The organism is Pseudomonas sp. RSB 5.4 (genome assembly GCF_037126175.1).
In the GTDB taxonomy this organism is placed as follows: domain Bacteria; phylum Pseudomonadota; class Gammaproteobacteria; order Pseudomonadales; family Pseudomonadaceae; genus Aquipseudomonas; species Aquipseudomonas fluorescens_H.
In genome coordinates this window covers 4,302,539-4,319,837 of record NZ_CP146986.1, presented here as the reverse complement: position 1 = coordinate 4,319,837, position 17,299 = coordinate 4,302,539, and the positions used below count along the sequence as shown (strand labels likewise).

The 17,299-nt window shown below is 61.6% G+C and carries 17 protein-coding genes; 8 read left to right on the top strand and 9 right to left on the bottom strand.

The window, feature by feature from the left end; all coding sequences use genetic code 11:
* Positions 1 to 14: 14 nt before the first annotated feature.
* Positions 15 to 680: an FKBP-type peptidyl-prolyl cis-trans isomerase gene (locus V9L13_RS19595; protein ID WP_262142421.1), complete on the bottom strand. Its 666-nt coding sequence runs from the start codon at positions 678 to 680 to the stop codon at positions 15 to 17.
* Positions 681 to 872: 192 nt separating this feature from the next.
* Between V9L13_RS19595 and V9L13_RS19590 the strand changes: the two genes are divergently transcribed.
* Positions 873 to 2,003, top strand: coding sequence for an AlgP family protein (locus V9L13_RS19590; RefSeq protein ID WP_338800311.1), 1,131 nt, complete (start codon positions 873 to 875; stop codon positions 2,001 to 2,003).
* Here V9L13_RS19590 and V9L13_RS19585 read toward each other — a convergent pair.
* Positions 2,000 to 2,464: a TIGR02444 family protein gene (locus V9L13_RS19585; protein WP_338800310.1), complete on the bottom strand. Its 465-nt coding sequence runs from the start codon at positions 2,462 to 2,464 to the stop codon at positions 2,000 to 2,002. The genes V9L13_RS19590 and V9L13_RS19585 overlap by 4 nt on opposite strands.
* Before the next feature lie 50 nt (positions 2,465 to 2,514).
* On the opposite strand from V9L13_RS19585, the gene V9L13_RS19580 reads away from it, so the two are divergent.
* The 3 genes from V9L13_RS19580 (at position 2,515) to rhtB (ending at position 5,841) form a co-directional block, all read left to right on the top strand.
* The gene (locus V9L13_RS19580) at positions 2,515 to 4,425 is read left to right on the top strand and encodes an ATP-binding cassette domain-containing protein (RefSeq protein ID WP_003229372.1); all 1,911 of its coding nucleotides are present in this window, start codon (positions 2,515 to 2,517) and stop codon (positions 4,423 to 4,425) included.
* A complete protein-coding gene (locus tag V9L13_RS19575) occupies positions 4,425 to 5,006 on the top strand; it encodes a mechanosensitive ion channel family protein (RefSeq protein ID WP_003229371.1) in 582 nt (193 codons plus the stop codon). The genes V9L13_RS19580 and V9L13_RS19575 overlap by 1 nt, the downstream gene beginning before the upstream one ends.
* A gap of 202 nt (positions 5,007 to 5,208) precedes the next feature.
* The gene (rhtB, locus tag V9L13_RS19570) at positions 5,209 to 5,841 is read left to right on the top strand and encodes a homoserine/homoserine lactone efflux protein (RefSeq protein WP_064589768.1); all 633 of its coding nucleotides are present in this window, start codon (positions 5,209 to 5,211) and stop codon (positions 5,839 to 5,841) included.
* Between the two features lie 189 nt (positions 5,842 to 6,030).
* On the opposite strand, the gene V9L13_RS19565 is transcribed toward rhtB, so the two are convergent.
* The 5 genes from V9L13_RS19565 to V9L13_RS19545 form a co-directional block, all read right to left on the bottom strand.
* A complete protein-coding gene (locus tag V9L13_RS19565) occupies positions 6,031 to 6,774 on the bottom strand; it encodes a penicillin-binding protein activator LpoB (protein ID WP_201136269.1) in 744 nt (247 codons plus the stop codon).
* A 3-nt stretch (positions 6,775 to 6,777) separates the two neighbouring features.
* Positions 6,778 to 7,365 (bottom strand): penicillin-binding protein activator LpoB, encoded by a 588-nt coding sequence (gene lpoB / locus V9L13_RS19560; protein ID WP_003229365.1) that lies wholly within the window; start codon positions 7,363 to 7,365, stop codon positions 6,778 to 6,780.
* Between the two features lie 36 nt (positions 7,366 to 7,401).
* Positions 7,402 to 7,776 (bottom strand): YcfL family protein, encoded by a 375-nt coding sequence (locus V9L13_RS19555; protein ID WP_338800309.1) that lies wholly within the window; start codon positions 7,774 to 7,776, stop codon positions 7,402 to 7,404.
* 15 nt (positions 7,777 to 7,791) lie between these two features.
* Complete coding sequence (locus V9L13_RS19550; protein WP_338800308.1) at positions 7,792 to 9,186, bottom strand: hypothetical protein; 1,395 nt, start codon at positions 9,184 to 9,186, stop codon at positions 7,792 to 7,794.
* A 240-nt stretch (positions 9,187 to 9,426) separates the two neighbouring features.
* The gene (locus V9L13_RS19545; RefSeq protein ID WP_338800307.1) at positions 9,427 to 10,806 is read right to left on the bottom strand and encodes a hypothetical protein; all 1,380 of its coding nucleotides are present in this window, start codon (positions 10,804 to 10,806) and stop codon (positions 9,427 to 9,429) included.
* A 127-nt stretch (positions 10,807 to 10,933) separates the two neighbouring features.
* Here V9L13_RS19545 and V9L13_RS19540 point away from each other — a divergent pair, with 127 nt between their 5' ends.
* The 3 genes from V9L13_RS19540 (at position 10,934) to V9L13_RS19530 (ending at position 14,380) form a co-directional block, all read left to right on the top strand.
* Positions 10,934 to 11,833, top strand: coding sequence for a LysR family transcriptional regulator (locus tag V9L13_RS19540; protein WP_338800306.1), 900 nt, complete (start codon positions 10,934 to 10,936; stop codon positions 11,831 to 11,833).
* Positions 11,834 to 11,919: 86 nt separating this feature from the next.
* On the top strand, positions 11,920 to 13,815 hold the full coding sequence (locus V9L13_RS19535) for an FTR1 family protein (protein WP_338800305.1): 1,896 nt from the start codon (positions 11,920 to 11,922) through the stop codon (positions 13,813 to 13,815).
* 109 nt (positions 13,816 to 13,924) lie between these two features.
* Positions 13,925 to 14,380, top strand: a complete 456-nt coding sequence (locus tag V9L13_RS19530) for a YaiI/YqxD family protein (RefSeq protein WP_103483661.1) — start codon at positions 13,925 to 13,927, stop codon at positions 14,378 to 14,380.
* Positions 14,381 to 14,510: 130 nt separating this feature from the next.
* Here V9L13_RS19530 and elbB read toward each other — a convergent pair whose 3' ends face one another.
* Positions 14,511 to 15,179: an isoprenoid biosynthesis glyoxalase ElbB gene (gene elbB, locus V9L13_RS19525; RefSeq protein WP_338800304.1), complete on the bottom strand. Its 669-nt coding sequence runs from the start codon at positions 15,177 to 15,179 to the stop codon at positions 14,511 to 14,513.
* 114 nt (positions 15,180 to 15,293) lie between these two features.
* Between elbB and V9L13_RS19520 the strand changes: the two genes are divergently transcribed.
* Entirely contained in the window at positions 15,294 to 16,529 is a 1,236-nt protein-coding gene (locus V9L13_RS19520) for a sterol desaturase family protein (protein WP_338800303.1), read from the top strand.
* On the opposite strand, the gene V9L13_RS19515 is transcribed toward V9L13_RS19520, so the two are convergent.
* Entirely contained in the window at positions 16,510 to 17,160 is a 651-nt protein-coding gene (locus V9L13_RS19515; protein ID WP_003229351.1) for a DedA family protein, read from the bottom strand. The two genes, V9L13_RS19520 and V9L13_RS19515, sit on opposite strands and share 20 nt — an antisense overlap.
* Positions 17,161 to 17,299: the final 139 nt, after the last annotated feature.

The following is a 17,299-nucleotide window of genomic DNA, read 5'->3' as shown; positions in this document are numbered from 1 at the left end:
CGAGTCGGCGTCGGTCAGCTCGTTGCACCGCGCAATTCGACCTCAAACACCAGCGGTGTGAACGGCGCGATCAGATCGCCCGCACCGTCGGCGCCGTAGGCTTGATCCGATGGAATCACCAGTCGCCACTTCGCGCCAACCGGCATGTTCTGCAACGCCGTACGCCACCCGGCAATCACGCTGTCGAGGCTGAACCATTGTGGCTGAGTGTTCTGATCGAACACGGTGCCATCCGGCAGGCGACCGACATACAGCACCTGCACTTTTCCATCCGGCCCGGCCTTGGGGCCAGTGCCCGGGCTCAGCTCGGTCAGCAGGATGCCGTCGGCCAATTCCTTCACACCCGGTTTGGCTTTTTCGGCGGTGAGAAAACGCTGCTCGTTTTCCATCGCGGCATCACTGGAAGGCAGCGACGCGTGTTCGGCGTTTTGCGATTCGTGATCCGCCAGGATCTGCTCGATCCGCGCTTCGCTCAGGGCCAGCGGCTTGCCTTGATAGGCCTGCTGCAAACCTTCGACCAATGCCTGAATCTGCAATTGCGGCACCTCTTGGCGCAAGCGTTCACCGAGGCTGGCACCGAGGCTGTAGGCCAGATCGTGAGCATCGTTCGCGGTGGTTTTTTCGTCGGCCTGGGCCACGGAAAAAATCATCCAGAGGGATAAAAAAAGGTAGCGCGACATGGGCACTCTCCGTCCTGAGATGCGGGCGATTATGCCAGCGCGAAGGTCTGCAACGGTGAACTGCTTTTGTCTTTGTGCAGAACATTTTCACTTCGTTGCAACGCAACGGTTTCGATACTGTCAAGATGACCTAGCGGCGGTAACTGCAGAGGTCTAGTATGAGCCGCACTCACGTCAGCCAGGAGGTAAACCATGTCGGCCACCAAGAAGCCTGTAAACACTCCGTTGCACCTACTCCAACAACTCTCGGGCAGCCTGCTCGAGCATTTGGAAAACGCTTGCTCCCAAGCCTTGGCTGATGCTGAAAAACTGCTCGCCAAACTGGAAAAACAACGCGGCAAGGCGCAAGAAAAACTGCACAAGTCCCGTACCAAATTGCAAGACGCGGCCACTGCCGGTAAAGCCAAGGCGCAGAACAAGGCCAAGGCTGCCGTCAAAGAACTCGAAGACTTGCTCGACGCGCTGAAGGGGCGTCAATCCGACACTCGCGGCTACATTCTGCAACTCAAGCGTGATGCCCAGGAAAGCCTGAAACTGGCCCAGGGTGTCGGCCGTGTGCAAGAGGCTGCCGGCAAAGCGCTGTCCTCCCGCGCCGCCAAACCAGCAGCAGCGCCTGCGAAAAAAGCGGCAGCCAAACCTTCTGCGGCGAAAGCCCCGGCGAAAACCGCTGCGGCAAAACCGGCAGCCAAACCAGCAGCCAAGGCACCGGCTAAAACCGCCGCCAAACCTGCTGCAAAAACCGCAGTGAAAAAACCGGCTGCGGCGAGCGCTGCGAAACCGGCCGCACGTACTGCCGCTGCCAAACCTGCAGCGGCAAAACCGGCTGCCAACCCAGCAGCAAAACCTGCTGCGCGCAAAGTCGCTCCGGCAAAAACTGCTGCTAAACCAGCTGCCAAAGTAGCGGTAAAACCGGCTGCCAAACCTGCCGCGAAAACCGCCGCTGCAAAACCGGCAGCCAAGACTGCGGCCAAACCGGTCGCGGCAAAACCTGCTGCCAAGGTTGCTGCCAAACCAGCGGCCAAGCCTGCCGCTAAAACCGCTGCCAAACCTGCAGCAGCAAAACCTGCGACCGCTGCAGCCAAGCCTGCCGCCAAACCAGTAGCCGCAAAGCCAGCCGCTAAACCAGCCGCCAAACCTGCCGCGAAAAAACCGGCCGTTGCCAAACCAGCTGCCGCCAAGCCGGCGACTGCACCTGCCGCCAAGCCAGCCGCTCCGGCGCCGGCCGCCGCGCCTGCTCCAGCCGCTTCCACCTCGACCACCACGACTGCGCCAACGCCAGCCGCTGCGTCGAGCGCCAGCAGCAACCCGACCAGCGCTTCCTAAGTGCCGGTTGCCGCGACGCGCAGCACTTGCAGCGCGTCGCGGTTCGGGCTGGCGGCCGATCCCGTCAGACTCTCCAGCCACTCCCCCGACGCTGATGCGTCATCGCGCGGCCAATCCTGCGCAACCTGTTCCAGTTGCCACAGCAGATGCCGTTCGGCTTCCAGCTCCAGCGCCTTCATTTGTGCTCGCAGACCCTTGAGCACCGGATCTCCCTCGGCCAGGGTTTTCCACTGAGTACGCAACGCACGCAGTGGCTGCACCACCTCCCGATCCCACGGCCCCACCAGCTCTTTCAGCTGCTCTACGCGCTGTTCGTCACAGGCAGTGCCCCGTTGCTCAAGCCACAGACCACATAGCAGCAGGCAGACATTGGCCCCCGCCGTTTGCAGTTGCAGGCAAGCAGGCTCCACGCCCGGTCGGGCGTAGATGGCAAGGGAAAAGCTCCACAGGTCAGAGGACATCGTGCTACTCGCGCCAGTTGTGAGCGAAGCTGGTAGACTCCGCCGCCATTATGATCCGACTTCAGAACCTGACTTTACAGCGTGGCCCGCAACGTCTGCTAGAAGACGCCGAGCTGACCCTGCACGCCGGCCACAAAGCCGGCCTCATCGGTGCCAACGGCGCCGGCAAATCCAGCCTGTTTGCCTTGCTGCGCGGCGAGTTGCACCCGGACTCGGGCGATTGCCTGCTGCCGGCCGACTGGCGGATCGCGCACATGCGCCAGGAGGTCGACACGCTCGAACGCCTGGCGGTCGACTATGTGCTCGATGGCGACCTGCGTCTACGCGAAGTGCAACGTGACCTCGCCGCCGCCGAAGCGGCCCACGATGGCACGGCTCTGGCCCGTCTGCACGCCGAACTCGACAGCGCCGACGGCTATACCGCCGATGCGCGGGCGCGCAAGTTGCTGGCCGGTCTCGGTTTCACCAATGAGCAGATGGATCGTCAGGTAGGAGATTTCTCCGGTGGCTGGCGGATGCGTCTGAACCTGGCGCAGGCCTTGATGTGTCCGTCGGACTTGTTGTTGCTCGACGAACCGACCAACCACCTGGATCTCGACGCGATCATCTGGCTCGAGGAGTGGCTGAAAAGCTACCCGGGCACGTTGCTGCTGATTTCCCACGACCGCGACTTCCTCGATGAAGTGGTCGATCACGTGGCCCATGTCGATCAGCGCAAACTGACCCTCTACCGTGGTGGCTACACCGCGTTCGAACGCGCCCGTGCCGAACGTCTGGCCCAGCAGCAACAGGCCTACGAGAAGCAGCAGGCGCAACGTGCGCACATGGAAAGCTACATCGCCCGCTTCAAGGCCCAGGCCACCAAGGCCCGTCAGGCGCAGAGCCGGATCAAGGCCCTGGAGCGCATGGAAGAGCTGTCGGCGGCCCACGTCGATTCGCCGTTCGATTTCGTGTTCCGCGAATCGACCAAGATCTCCAGTCCGCTGATCGACCTGTCCGATGCGCGTCTGGGTTACGGTGATAAAACCATCCTGGAGAAGGTCAAGCTGCAACTGACCCCGGGTGCGCGGATCGGTCTGCTCGGGCCGAACGGCGCCGGTAAATCGACCCTGATCAAGAACCTCGCCGGCGAGCTCGAACCGCTGGCCGGGCGTCTGACCCGTGGCGAGAACACCGTCGTCGGCTACTTCGCCCAGCATCAGCTCGACTCGCTGGATGCCAAGGCCAGCCCGCTGCTGCATTTGCAGCGTCTGGCGCCGACCGAACGTGAACAGACCCTGCGCGACTTCCTCGGTGGTTTCGACTTCCGTGGCGCACGCATCGACGAGCCGGTGCTGAATTTCTCCGGTGGCGAGAAAGCGCGTCTGGCGCTGGCATTGATCGCCTGGGAACGGCCGAACCTGTTGCTGCTCGACGAACCGACCAACCACCTCGACCTGGAAATGCGCCTGGCGCTGACCATGGCGCTGCAGGAATTCAGCGGCGCGGTATTGGTGGTGTCTCACGATCGGCACTTGCTCAAGAGCACCACCGACAACTTCTACCTGGTCGCCGATGGCAAGGTCGAAGAGTTCGATGGCGACCTCGAAGACTACGCGCGCTGGCTGGTGGAATACCGTCAGCGCAATGCGCCGGTCAGCAACACTCCGGTCAATCCGGACAAGACCGACAAGAAGGCGCAGCGCCAGGCCGCTGCTGCATTGCGTCAGCAACTGGCACCGCACAAGCGCGAGGCCGACAAGCTCGAAGCCGAACTGGGCAAGCTCCACGAAAAGCTGGCGAAGGTCGACGCCAGCCTCGGCGACAGCGACATCTACGAGCCGGCGCGCAAGAACGAGTTGCGTGATCTGCTGGCCGAACAGGCCAAGCTGAAAGTGCGCGAAGCCGAGCTCGAAGAAGCGTGGATGGAAGCTCTCGAGACGCTGGAAAGCATGCAGGCGGAGCTGGAGGCGTTGTCCTGATGGACGCGTTCAAGTGGCCATTGCCGGCGGTGTGGGTCGAGCCGATCTGGCTCGGTGTGCAGATTCTGCTGATCCTGCTGGCGGGTTATCTCGCTCAGCGCTTCGTTGCCAAAGGCCTGACCCGTCTGGGTGAGCGCTACCCGTTTCCGCCGCAGCTGCTGATGCCGCTGCGTGGCGGTCTGCGCTGGCTGATCATGGGCAGCGCGCTGATCTTTGTGCTGGAACGCCTCGGGGTGTCGGCCACGGTGTTGTGGACGGCGCTGTCGGGTTTCGTCGCGGTGGCGGCGGTGGCGTTCTTCGCAATGTGGAGTGTGCTGTCGAACCTGCTGTGCGCAATTCTGATCTTCACCGTCGGCCCGTTCCGCCTTGGCGATGTGGTCGAGCTGGTGGACACCACCGACAAGCCCGGCGTCAAAGGCCGGGTGGTGGCGATCAATCTGCTGTACACCACATTGATCGAAGCCGAGGAACTGGGAACAGGCAGTGCCATGGTGCAAGTGCCGAACAGCCTGTTCTTCCAGCGTTCGGTGCGGCGCTGGCGCGGGAGTGATGTGTTTCCTTCGAGCGGTTTCGAGAAGTAGTCTTCGGGCGTCTGATCTGACGCCTTCGCGAGCAAGCCCGCTCCCACATTGGATCTGTGATCGACACAAATCCAATGTGGGAGCGGGCTTGCTCGCGAAGAGGTCATCAGCCGCGCCCGGACCATCCAGCAAAAATCGGTAGTCATCCGCGCCAAACCGCATTAGCTTTGACGTCTGTCACGATTCACAGTCGAGGTGTGCGATGGAGCTTCAAACATGGCTGGCATTCTTTGCCGCCTGCTGGGTGATCAGTCTGTCCCCGGGCGCAGGCGCCATTGCGTCGATGTCCAGCGGTCTGCAATACGGCTTCTGGCGCGGCTACTGGAACGCGTTGGGCCTGCAAGTCGGCCTGGCGGTACAGATTGCAATTGTCGGCGCCGGGGTCGGCGCGATCCTCACCGCATCGGCCACCGCGTTCTATGCGATCAAATGGTTTGGCGTGGCCTATCTGGTCTACCTGGCGATCAAGCAATGGCGCGCGCTGCCCATGGACATGAGCGATGACGCCGCCGTGCGCCCGATTGGCAAGCCGCTGGCGCTGGTGTTCCGCGGCTTTCTGGTGAACATCAGCAACCCCAAGGCACTGGTGTTCATGCTCGCAGTGCTGCCGCAGTTCATCAATCCGCACGCACCGCTGCTGATGCAGTACCTGGTGATTGGCGTGACCATGATCTGCGTGGATCTGATTGTCATGGCCGGCTACACCGGTCTGGCGTCCAAGGTGCTGCGCCTGTTGCGCACACCGAAGCAGCAGAAGCGCATGAACCGCACGTTTGCCGGGCTGTTCATTGGTGCGGCGGCGTTCATGGCGACGTTGCGTAAAGCGGTGGTTTAAACCCCGCAGGCAGCAAAAAGGCGACCTGATGAGGTCGCCTTTTTTTATCCGCCAAGACTTTGGAGTGACGCTCAATTGTGGCGAGGGAGCTTGCTCCCGCTTGAGTGCGCAGCGCTCACAAGCTTTTGGGTCTGCTTCGCAGCCCAGCGGGAGCAAGCTCCCTCGCCACAGAACGCGTTCAGCCAAGAGTCAGTGCAAAATCACCGGCGCAGTATCACGCGGCAGATTGTTGCGCTGCTGCGCTTCACGCGGCTGCTCGTAACCGCCGCCACCGAGCTGCATGCTCAGTTGCCCGGCGACGTCTTCGCCCAGCGCTTTCGACACTTCACGCACCACCCGAGGGCGATTCAGCGAGATCTTGATGTCGCGGCCGTTCACCAGTTTGGTGTCCTGCGCTTCGCCCATCGCCGTGAAGGCCGAAGTGATCTCGTAGGTCTTGGTGTTGATCAGGCTGAAATCAGCCACCAGCGTCAGGCCCAAAACCGCCGAATAGCTGTCGGTGTGCGCCAGCTCGTTCATGTCCTGGGTGAAGTCGATGTCCGACACGGTGCCGAACAGCACATAGTCGGCGCCCTTGAAGTTGCCGGCCTTGATCCGCTTGATCACGTCGTAGACGTCACCCTTGGACGACGCGGTGTACGGCGTGCCCTGCACCAGCTGGAACATGCCGGTGCGCAGGATTTCACCCTTGATGTCGCCGGTGAATTTACGCAGCTCACCCTGTTCGATGTAGCTGGTCGTCGCTTCCAGCTCGTTGTAGTTCGAGGAACCACTGGAGCTGTAGTAACCCTCGCGGTAATTGTTCTGCGCCGAAACGATGTGGATGTACTGCTCCACACGCTCCTGATACGCCAGATCCGTTACCGCGACTTTCGGGGCCGCTTGCACGCTGAACGCGCAAGCCAGGGCCATCATGCCAATCCATGTGCGCATCAATTAACGCTCCGTGGTTTTGCGGATCTCTTTTTCGTCCATCCACTCGGCCAGACCGCTTTCAACGTCGATCAGTTGCAGGCTGAATTTGTAGAAGACGTCCTTGTAGTCGCTGCTGCGCTTGACGATCGAGCTGATCGAGCCTTCCAGACGGTATTTGGCGGCGATCATGTTACCGGTCTTGGCCACGGTGCTCTTCTTGTAGAGGCCGCTCTGGTTTTGCAGCTTGAGCTGATCGACCTGGCTCTGCATCGCGGTGTTGTCGCTGGCGAAGCGGGCGGTGCCGGACTTCATCAGCTGAGTCTTGATGCTGGTGGTGATTTCGCGGGTATCGATGTACTCGCTGGTCTTGTTCTTCACGTCGTAGACCTGCACCACCGGGCGGCCCTGCAGGATGCCGGACTGGGCCAGCGAGCGGGTCATCGATTCGGCGATCATTTGCAGGTCGGTCGAGCCGAATTCGTTGGTCACGGTTTCAACTGCTTTGGTGTCGCCGTAGCTGATGTTCTTGCTGCCCAGGGTCGGCGAGGTGTTGGCGCAACCGGAAGCCAGCAGGGCGAGGACGGCGATCAAGGAAAAGCGTGCAAACATGGGAATGCTCTCTAAAACAGGAATAGGGTGGCGGACTTAAGGCGTCTTGAGTTCGAGGCGGAAATCCACGGCTTTCGGGGTCGGGGCGATGCCCTGGATGAAGCTGGTCTGGGCGCCGTACATCATCTGGCTTTTCCAGACTTCTTCCTCGGCGACCGGGAAACCTTCCGCACCGAGCCAGGCGAAGCGGTAGTAGAACGTCTTGTTGCTGTTGAGGGTGTTGGTCAACTGCACATTGACGGTCATGAAGCCGTTCTCACGGGCGACGCGCATGGCGCCGACCGCGATGTGCTTCTGTGGACCCATGGCCACGACCTTGCTCGCGGCGCTGCCCGGCTCCGGTGGTGGCGGGGTGGCGCAGCCGCTGGCCAGGACGGCGAGAGCGGCAACGGCGAAGAGTTTCAAGCGCATGCAAAGACTCCGTTCTTAAGGTTGTTTGAGGCTGGCGACGTTGGTCGCGCCGGCGCTCGGGATGACGTGGGCGGCGAGGCCCGCAGCGAACACCTGATTGCCCACGGCGCGCAGGCTGATCACCTGGTAGCGCTGATCGACGGTGACCTTGACCACCGAGCCACCGACGGCGCTCGGCAGACTGACTTGGTGTTCGCCTTTCTTCAAGCGCAGACGCACCACTTGGGTGTTGTCCGGCAGGGTGCGCCACGTACGGGTATCGGCACCTTCCAGCACAGCTGAAGAAATACCCACGGCGAGGCCGGCCAGCGGGTTGGTTTCGTTGATTTTCTTCTGCGCCACACCTTTGGTGATCGCGCGCACGGTGGTGCGGACGATGATCCCCGGCATGTCATCGCGCAGGGCGCGACGGGACATGGCGGTGGTGCTGTTGAGGGCGGTCAGGTTGACTTGCTGGCCATCGACGCCAATCTGCGCGAACGGTGCGGTGGAGGTGTCAGGCTTGATGATCGGGAACGACAGCGGGGTGATCACCACGTTGTTGGAGATCGGCAATGGCAGCGGCACGCGGATCGAATCACGCGAGGGTGCCAGACCACTTTGCACCACGATCAGGATGTCGCTGTCGTCGCTCTTGGTCGGCTTGTCGAGATTGACCAGCGCCTGCTCAAGCAGCGGGGTGTTCGGGCGCAGTTCGGCGGCTTTGCGGTAGCCTGGCGCGGCCAGGTCATTCTCGCCTAGGGCTTCGTAGACGAAACCGGCCAGGTAATGGCTGAACGCACTCTGGTAGCTGTTTTTCAGGCTGACCACTTCTGGCGCATCGAGGCTGGCGACCGGGTAACCCTGCAGATCCTTGTACTGAGTCTTGATGCCTTCTTTTTCGGCCTCTTCCTCGCTCTTGAGGTATTCCTTGTCACGCAGGTCGGCGATCACCGCTTCACGTTCGTGAGTCTTCTTGATCGCGGTGCGGGCGCCGTCGAAGTCGTTGACCGCCAGCAGGTTGAGGGCCATCTGCGTGGTCAGCATGACTTTTTCGTAGTCGTAGCCTTCGTAGCGGCGGACCTTGTCGTTAACGATGAAGCTGCCGAACTGTGCCAGGTATTTGCCGGAGTCGAGCTTGACCGCGTCTTCCCACTGCCCAACCACCTGATCGGCGCTGGTCCAGGCGTTCTGGCTGCCGGACAGGTCGCCCTTGGCGCGCAGCAACTCACCTTTCTCGAAGTAATAGAGCAGGTCTTTGTCGGGGCCGGTGTTGTTTTTTTCCAGCAGGGTCAGCGCGGCATCGACGTTGCCGGTGGCCAGTTGCTGGTTGGTCTGAGCCAGTTCCGAATCGTAGTTGCGAAACGCCGAACAGCCGGACAGCAGGGTGACAGCGCTGAGCGCGATCAAGGTGGGAGTGCGCAATGCCATGGGGGTACTTCTTCCCTGAGCTAGAAACTGCATCAGCCGCCGGTGCTGGTCGGGCTGGTGTGACCCATCGACAGTGGCGCTGGCCTCCTGCCAATTCCTCATAACCAGAGGAGCTTTTATGCCGCGTCGCTATAGCGCGGGCGCGGCATTATAAGCGGGCGATGCTGGCCATGTAATAGCTTTTTAATCGCACTTGTTAGTTTAGTGCCATCACTCCAAACATTATCAATCGCCCTGCGTTCATGGCGTTTCAGGCAGGACCAGTGCGGAACCCACGAAATAGTTTTTGCCCATGAATACCCGCAGATTGAACACTTGATGGTTCTGGTCGACGCGTACCGTGAACCCGTCTTCTGCACGAAAATACGGAAAGCGCACGCGGTGCAGGCCTTTTTTCAGGCGCAGACGGGCGACCAGGGTTTTATCCGGCAGTGTGCGCCAGGTTCGTGTGTCAGCTTCCTCGAAAGGATCGTGATCGGTCACCACCAGCGAAGCCTTGGCCGGATCGCGTTCGTTCTTTTGCGCCTGGCTGATGGCGGCCATGTTGGCGCGGAACATGGCGCGGGAAATGATCGCCGGCATGTCATCGCGCAAGGTGCGCATGGCCATGTCCGTGACGCTGTTGATCATCGTCAGCGGGTATTGTTTACCATCGACGAGCACGCTTGGAACCGGAGGTGTGAGAGTGTCGGGCACCATCACCGGGAACGAAATCGGGGCGATGATCGTCAGGTTTTCGTTCAGCCGTACCGGGATCGGCACTTGCACCGAACTGCGTGCCGGAGCGAAGCCGGCCTGGACCACGATCAGAATCTCGCTTTCATCGCTTGCCGGCCCGGGTTTGTCCAGATTGCGCAGAGCGTTTTCGAGAAACCGCAGGCCCGGGCGCAATTCGATCGCCTGTCGATAGCCGGGTGCCGCGAGCGTACGCTCGCCCAAGGCTTCATAGGTGAAGCCTGCCAGATAATGACTGAACGCACTCTGGTAGCCATTCTTCAGCGCGATGACTTGCGGAGCGTCGAGGATGGTCACCGGATAGCCTTGCAAATCCTTGTAATGCAGCGTGATCCCTTGGCTTTTGGCTTGCTCTTCAGCTTCTTCGTATTGCCTTTCGCGCTGGCGGGCGATCAGGGTTTCGCGCTCGTGGGTTTTCTTGATGTCGGCCCGGGCACCGTCGAAATCGTTTTCCGCCAGTTGGTTGAGCGCCATCTCGGTGGTCAGCATGACTTTTTCGTAGTCGTAGCCCTCGTAGCGCAGCAGCTTGTCGTTGACCAGCATCGTGCCCATTTCGTTGCCGAAGCGGGTCAGCAACTTCATGCCTGCGGAGGGCACGGCTTCTTCGCGCTGAAAAATCATCCGGTCGGCACTGCGCCAGGCTTCCTGGCTTTTTGGCAGGTTGGTGCCGGCGCTGAGAATCGCGCCGCGTTCCAGGTAATACAGCAGATCCTTGTCTTCCCAAGGATTGTGCAGCTCCATCAGGTAGAGCGCTTCGTTCAGATTGCCCTGCGCCATCTGGTCGATGGTCTGCTGCATTTCCTGATCGTAGTTGCGATAAGCGGCGCAACCGCTCAGTTGCACGATGAGGCTGAGCAGCAGGCAGAACGGCAGACAATGGCGCATGAAGACGGGTTCTTCCTTGAACGGCAAAGCACGGAGGGACGCATTATAGGGGCGCTTTGCTGCTGCCGGGTGGGTAAGGATTACGCTAGGCTTGCGCGCTCAGCGATCAACAAGTCGGGGACTCTCGATGAATCAACTGCAAGCCATGCGCGCCTTTCGTTGCATCGTCGAGTGTCGCGGGTTCAGTGCCGCTGCCGAGCGCCTCGACACCACTCACTCGACCATCTCCCGACAGTTGCAGCAGCTGGAAAGCGAACTCGGCACGCGGCTGATCAATCGCAACACCCGGGGATTCAACCTGACCACAGCGGGGCAGCAATATTACGCGGCGTGCGTGGACATTCTCGAGCGCCTCGATCAAGCGGCGCTGGCGGTCGGTCAGGCCCATGAAAGCCCCAGCGGTGTGCTGCGCATCAGTGCACCGATGGTGATCGGTACGCTGGAACTGGCGAGCTGGCTGCCGGCATTCCAGCAGCGCTATCCCGAGATTGAGGTGGACCTGTCCTGCGATGACCGTTTCGTCGATCTGATCGCCGACGGCTTCGATGTAGCCCTGCGCATCTGCGGACCCTTGGCCGATTCATCCATGGTGGCGCGGTTGCTGACCGTCTCGGACATGTTGCTGGTGGCTTCGCCGGCTTACGTGGCGCGCAATGGTCTGGTGCGTCTGGTGCGCGAACTCGCCGAGCATCAGTTGCTGGCGTTTGCCGGTGGCAGCGACTGGACGCTGACCGATGCGCGCGGGCTCACCAGCAGCGTGCGCGCGCAGGGCCGCTTCAAGGCCGATTCGATCAGTGCGTTGCATGCTGCCGCGCTGGCCGGGGTCGGTATCGCCGCGTTCACCCGGGCCACGGTGCAGGAGGATCTGCTCAGTGGTCGGCTGGTGCAGATCCTGCCCAACTACAACCTGGGGCAGCGCCACTATTACGCGCTCTATCCGCATGCCCGGCATGTCGCGCTGAAGGTGCAGGTGTTCGTCGAATTCATGCTGGAGCATTACCGCAACACACCCGTAGCGCTGCGTTAAAACGCCACGAGGCATCGACAGAGCTTGAGTGAAAAGCGTTCGAAGTGAACAATATGTAACTTCGCATTTCCATTTGAGACTCATTCATGACTGCCGCGTCCCGATTCCTGGCCTGGCTGGTGTTCCCTCTGTTGGCCCTGAGCAGTTCCAGCCTGCTGGCCGACACCGTGGAAGGCGCCCCGCAGGCGCTGCACCTGCTCGATTACATCAGCGCCGACTACCCGCCGACGGTCGAGGCGGGCAAGGTCGTCGACGACGGCGAGTACCGTGAGCAACTGGAATTCACCCAGGTGTTGCAGGGGTTGATCGGCGGCCTGCCGGCCAAACCGGAGAAGGCGGCGCTGGAGCAGGGCGTCGAGGCTTTGCATGCGGCTATCACCGCGAAGCAGGACGGCGCTGAAGTCGCGCGTCAGGCCCGGCAACTGGGGGCGCAACTGGCGGTGGCGTATGAAGTCAGCCAGGCGCCGATCATCACTCCCGATCCGACCCGGGGCGCGCCGCTGTACGCTCAGAACTGCTCGGTGTGTCACGGCGCCAGCGGTGCCGGCGACGGCCCGGCGGGCCTCGGCATGACGCCGCCGCCGGCCAATCTGCGCGATGCCGCACGCATCGATCACCTGAGCCTGTACGCGATCTACAGCACCCTCGGCCAAGGCGTCGAAGGCACGGACATGCCGGCGTTCGCCGATCAACTGGACGACCGTCAGCGTTGGGATCTGGCGACCTACATTGCCGGTTTCAGTGCCGACCCGGCCGCAGCCAAGTCCGACAAGACCTTCAACATCGCTGATCTGGCGCGCCAGACCCCGGCCGAGGTGCAGGCCGCCGAAGGCCCGCAAGCGGCGGCGACCTTCCGTGCTCAGCGCGCCCAGCCACCGCAGGTCAAGCGCGGCCCGGCGCAGTTGCTCGATTACACCGCCGCCACGCTGGACAAGAGCCTGGCCGCGTATCGTGCCGGTGATCACGATCAGGCCTATGACCTGTCGGTGGCGGCGTATCTGGAAGGTTTTGAACTGGTCGAAAGCTCGCTGGATAACGTCGACGCCAACGTGCGCAAGGACACCGAAAAATCGCTGATGGCCTACCGTCAGTCGTTGCAGGACGGCTTGCCGGTGGCGCAAGCCGAGCAGCGTCTGGACGCGGCCAAGGGCAAATTGAAAGAGTCCGCCGAACTGCTCGGCAGCGATGGCCTGAGCTGGTCGCTGAGCTTCATTTCCGGCCTGTTGATTCTGCTGCGCGAAGGCCTCGAAGCGATTCTGGTGCTGGCGGCGATCCTCGCGTTCCTGCGCAACACCGGCCAGCAGTCGGCAGTGCGCAGCGTCAACATCGGTTGGGGCCTGGCGCTGCTCGCCGGGCTTGGTACCTGGGCGCTGGCGGCGTATGTGATCGACGTCAGCGGCTCGCAGCGGGAACTGCTTGAGGGCGCTACGGCGCTGTTCGCCAGCGTCATGGTGCTGTGGCTCGGCGTGTGGATGCACGACCGGCGGCACGCGGCGGCCTGGCAGGATTACATCAAGCAGAGTCTGGTGGGCGGCGGCGGGCGTTTCGGCTTCGCGATCCTCGCGTTCTTCTCGGTGTACCGCGAGTTGTTCGAAGTGATCCTGTTCTACGAAACCCTGTGGCTGCAGGCCGGCCCCGCCGGGCACGACGCGGTGTTGGCCGGTGGTGCGACGGCGCTGGTGCTGCTGATCGGTCTGGCCTGGGTGATCCTGCGCGGCTCGGCGAAACTGCCGCTGACGTTGTTCTTCAGCATCAACGCCGGTCTGCTCTGTGCGCTGTCGGTGGTGTTTGCCGGGCATGGTGTGAAAGCGCTGCAGGAAGCCGGGATCTTTGGCACGCGGCCAGTGGCGTTCTTTGAATTCGACTGGCTGGGGATTCACGCCGATGCTTATTCGCTGACGGCGCAGGCGCTGGCGATTCTGGCGATTGTTGTGTTGTATGGGCGCAGCCGGATAGCCGAGAAGCGGCGGGTCGTCGCTTAAAAAGCATTCGCTGGCGCTCACATTCGCGGGCAAGCCCGCTCCCACAGGTTTAGCGTTAACCTTGTGGGAGCGTGGCTTGCCCGCGATGCTTTTAAGAGAGGAAAAGAAGATGCGTGTATGGATCGATGCCGACGCCTGCCCACGGGCCGCCAAGGATCTGGTGGTGAAGTTCGCCCTCAAGCGCCAGTTCGAAGTGGTGCTGGTGGCCGGGCAGCCACAGACCAAACCGGGGCTGGCCATTGTCAAACTGATCGTGGTGCCCAGCGGCCCGGATGCGGCGGACGATTATCTGGTCGAGCACGCCGTGCCCGGAGAGCTGGTGATCTGCAGCGATATTCCGCTGGCCGATCGTCTGGTGAAGAAGGGCGTGGCGGCGCTGGATCCGCGCGGCAAGGAGTTCGACGCGCAGAACATGGGCGAGCGACTGGCGGTGCGCAACCTGTTCACCGACCTGCGCGAACAGGGCCAGATCAGCGGCGGCCCGGCACCGTTCGGCGAGCGCGAGAAGCAGGCGTTTGCCAATGCGCTGGACCGGATCCTCACGCGGCTGATCCGCAAACCCTGAGCCAAACACAAATCCCATGTAGGAGCGGGCTTGCTCGCGAAGGCGTCGTATCAGACAACATTGATTGGAATGACACACCGCTTTCGCGAGCAAGCCCGCTCCCACATTTCGCTCTGCATGCAGTCAGAGATCAAACATCGTTCTCGTGGGTGAGTTCGAGCACTCGGTCGACCAGTTTGTTGATCCCCGAAGCCGCTTCACTGATGTTCTGCGCCAGCATGTAAGCCGGGGTCGTCACCAGTTTGCGTGCCTTGTCTTCGATAATGTCGGTCACCGCGCAGTCTTCGTGGGTGGCGCCCATCTTGTTCATCGCGGTGGCGGTGTCGGTATCGTTGCCGATGGTGCAGGTCACGCCCGGGCCGTAGATCTTCGCTGCCAGCGCCGGTGAGATGCACATCAGACCTACCGGTTTACCCGCTTCGGCAAACGCTTCGGCCAGTTCCAGCACTTGCGGCTGCACGCTGCAGCCGGCGCCTTCGACGGCGAAGTTCGAGAGGTTTTTCGCAGCGCCAAAGCCACCGGGCACGATCAGCGCGTCGAAGTCTTCGACGTCGGCCTCGCGGATGTCCTTGATGTTGCCGCGGGCAATGCGCGCCGACTCCACCAGCACGTTGCGCGTCTCGGGCATTTCTTCACCGGTCAGGTGATTGATTACATGCAATTGCGCGATGTTCGGGGCAAAGCATTGCACCTGCGCGCCACGTTGATCCAGGCGTAGCAGGGTGATGACGCTCTCGTGGATCTCGGCGCCGTCGTACACGCCGCTGCCGGACAGGATCACTGCAACTTTTTTGCTCATGGGTTTCTCTCCAGGTTCATGGCGCTAAATGTCCACTAAATTGTCGCGCGTTGCCATAGGGTGAAAGGACGGCTACACCTAGGATCTGTCCATAGAATCCGAGCGGGGCGCGCCATGGACTTCATTCTGTATGCAGTGCCGTTTTTCTTCGTGCTGATGGCCGCCGAACTGTTTGCCGATCGTTGGCGCGGGACCAGCCACTATCGCCTCGCCGACTCGGTAAACAGTCTCAGCGCCGGGGTGTTGTCGACCACTACCGGCCTGCTGACCAAGGGGGTTGGACTGCTGACGTATGCGTTTGCCCTGGATCATCTGGCGCTGATCAGGTTGTCGGCGGACAGCCTCTGGGTCTGGGTGTTGGCCTTCGTCTTCTATGACTTCTGCTATTACTGGCTGCACCGGTTGGGCCACGAGCGCAACATTCTCTGGGCCGCGCACTCGGTGCATCACCAGAGCGAGGAGTACAACCTCTCCACGGCGTTGCGCCAGACCAGTACCGGGTTTCTGCTGGGCTGGATCTTCTATTTGCCGATGGCCGTGCTCGGCGTGCCGCTGCTGGTGTTTGTCAGCGTCGCGGCGATGAATCTGCTGTATCAGTTCTGGGTTCACACCCGGCACATTCCCAAGCTCGGCTGGTTCGAGTGGTTCTTCGTTACGCCATCCAATCATCGGGCCCACCATGCACAGAACGCTCTCTACATGGATCGCAACTACGGCGGGGTGTTCATTCTTTGGGATCGGCTGTTCGGTACCTTTCAGGAAGAGGACGACAACGAACCGGTAATTTTCGGTGTGACCACGCCGCTGGCGAGCTGGAATCCGCTGTGGGCCAATGTGCAGTTTTATGCGCAGCTGTGGGACGACGCACGTCGCGCCGAACGCCCGTGGGACAAGCTGCGAATCTGGTTCATGCGCACTGGCTGGCGTCCGGCGGATGTCGCGGCGAAGTACCCGCTGAACAAACCGGACCTGAGCCGTTTCCGCAAATTCGAAGTGCCGCTCGACAGTCGTCGAAAGAGCTACGTGGCGTTGCAGTTCTGCGTCTATATCGCGCTGGGCAGTTACCTGATGGGTCAGGCGCAGCAACTGCCGACCGCCGCGCTGCTGCTCGGTTGGGGCGCGGTGGCGTGGGGTTTGTTTGCGCTGGGCGTGGCCCTGGAGAATCGCCCGTGGGCGTTGAAGGTCGAGCTGCTGCGGCTGGGGTCGAACGTGCCGCTGGTGTGGCTGGCGCCGCTGCTCGGGCTATGGCCGGCCAGCCCGTTGGCCTGGGCTGGTTTGCTCGGTTACAGCCTGCTCAGCGGCATCGGGCTGTATGGCTGTCGCCAGCGCGTTACTCGGCTGGCGTCTTAGGTTCGGCGGGTTTGGTTTGCTCCGCTTGGAGCAGGTGCGCCGCTTTTGCGGCTTGCTCGTCGGCGTAAACCTGCTTGGCCAGGCGCGCATTCTTGAAGCGGCGACGCAGCCACAGGCCGACACCCAGTACCAACAGCGCGCCGAGCACCCACAGTTCGTACTTCTTGATGCTGCCGAGCATGCCTTCGAGCACCGCGCCGAAGTGGTAGGCGGCTGCCGCGAGGGCGGTGGCCCAGATTGCCGCGCCGATGCCGTTGAGCAGCAGATAACGTCCCGGCGGATATCCCGACAGACCGATCGCCACCGGCATCACCGTGCGCAGGCCATAGACGAAGCGGAAGCTCAGGACCCAGATGTCCGGATGCTTGCGGATGTGTTCCAGCGCGCGGTCGCCCATCATCTGCCAGCGCGGTTTGCGCGCCAGTAATTTGCGCCCGTGCTTGCGCCCCAGGAAGTACCACAGCTGATCGCCGGCATAGCTGCCGAAGAACGCCACGACCACCACCAGGTTGATGTCCATGTATCCACGGAACGCGAGGAAGCCTGCGAGCACCAGAATGGTTTCGCCTTCGAAGAACGTGCCGAGGAACAAGGCAAAGTAGCCGAAGTCATGCAGAAATTGTTGGAGCATTGTCTGGGTGCTGGCGAAATGAACGCGCAGCCTAACCCTTCGGACACATTCAGGAAAGTGTCGAAATGTGTCTCGACGTGAACAATTCCTACGCTGACAATGGAATGCGGCTACATGTCACGGGGTGCGCACAACTGTA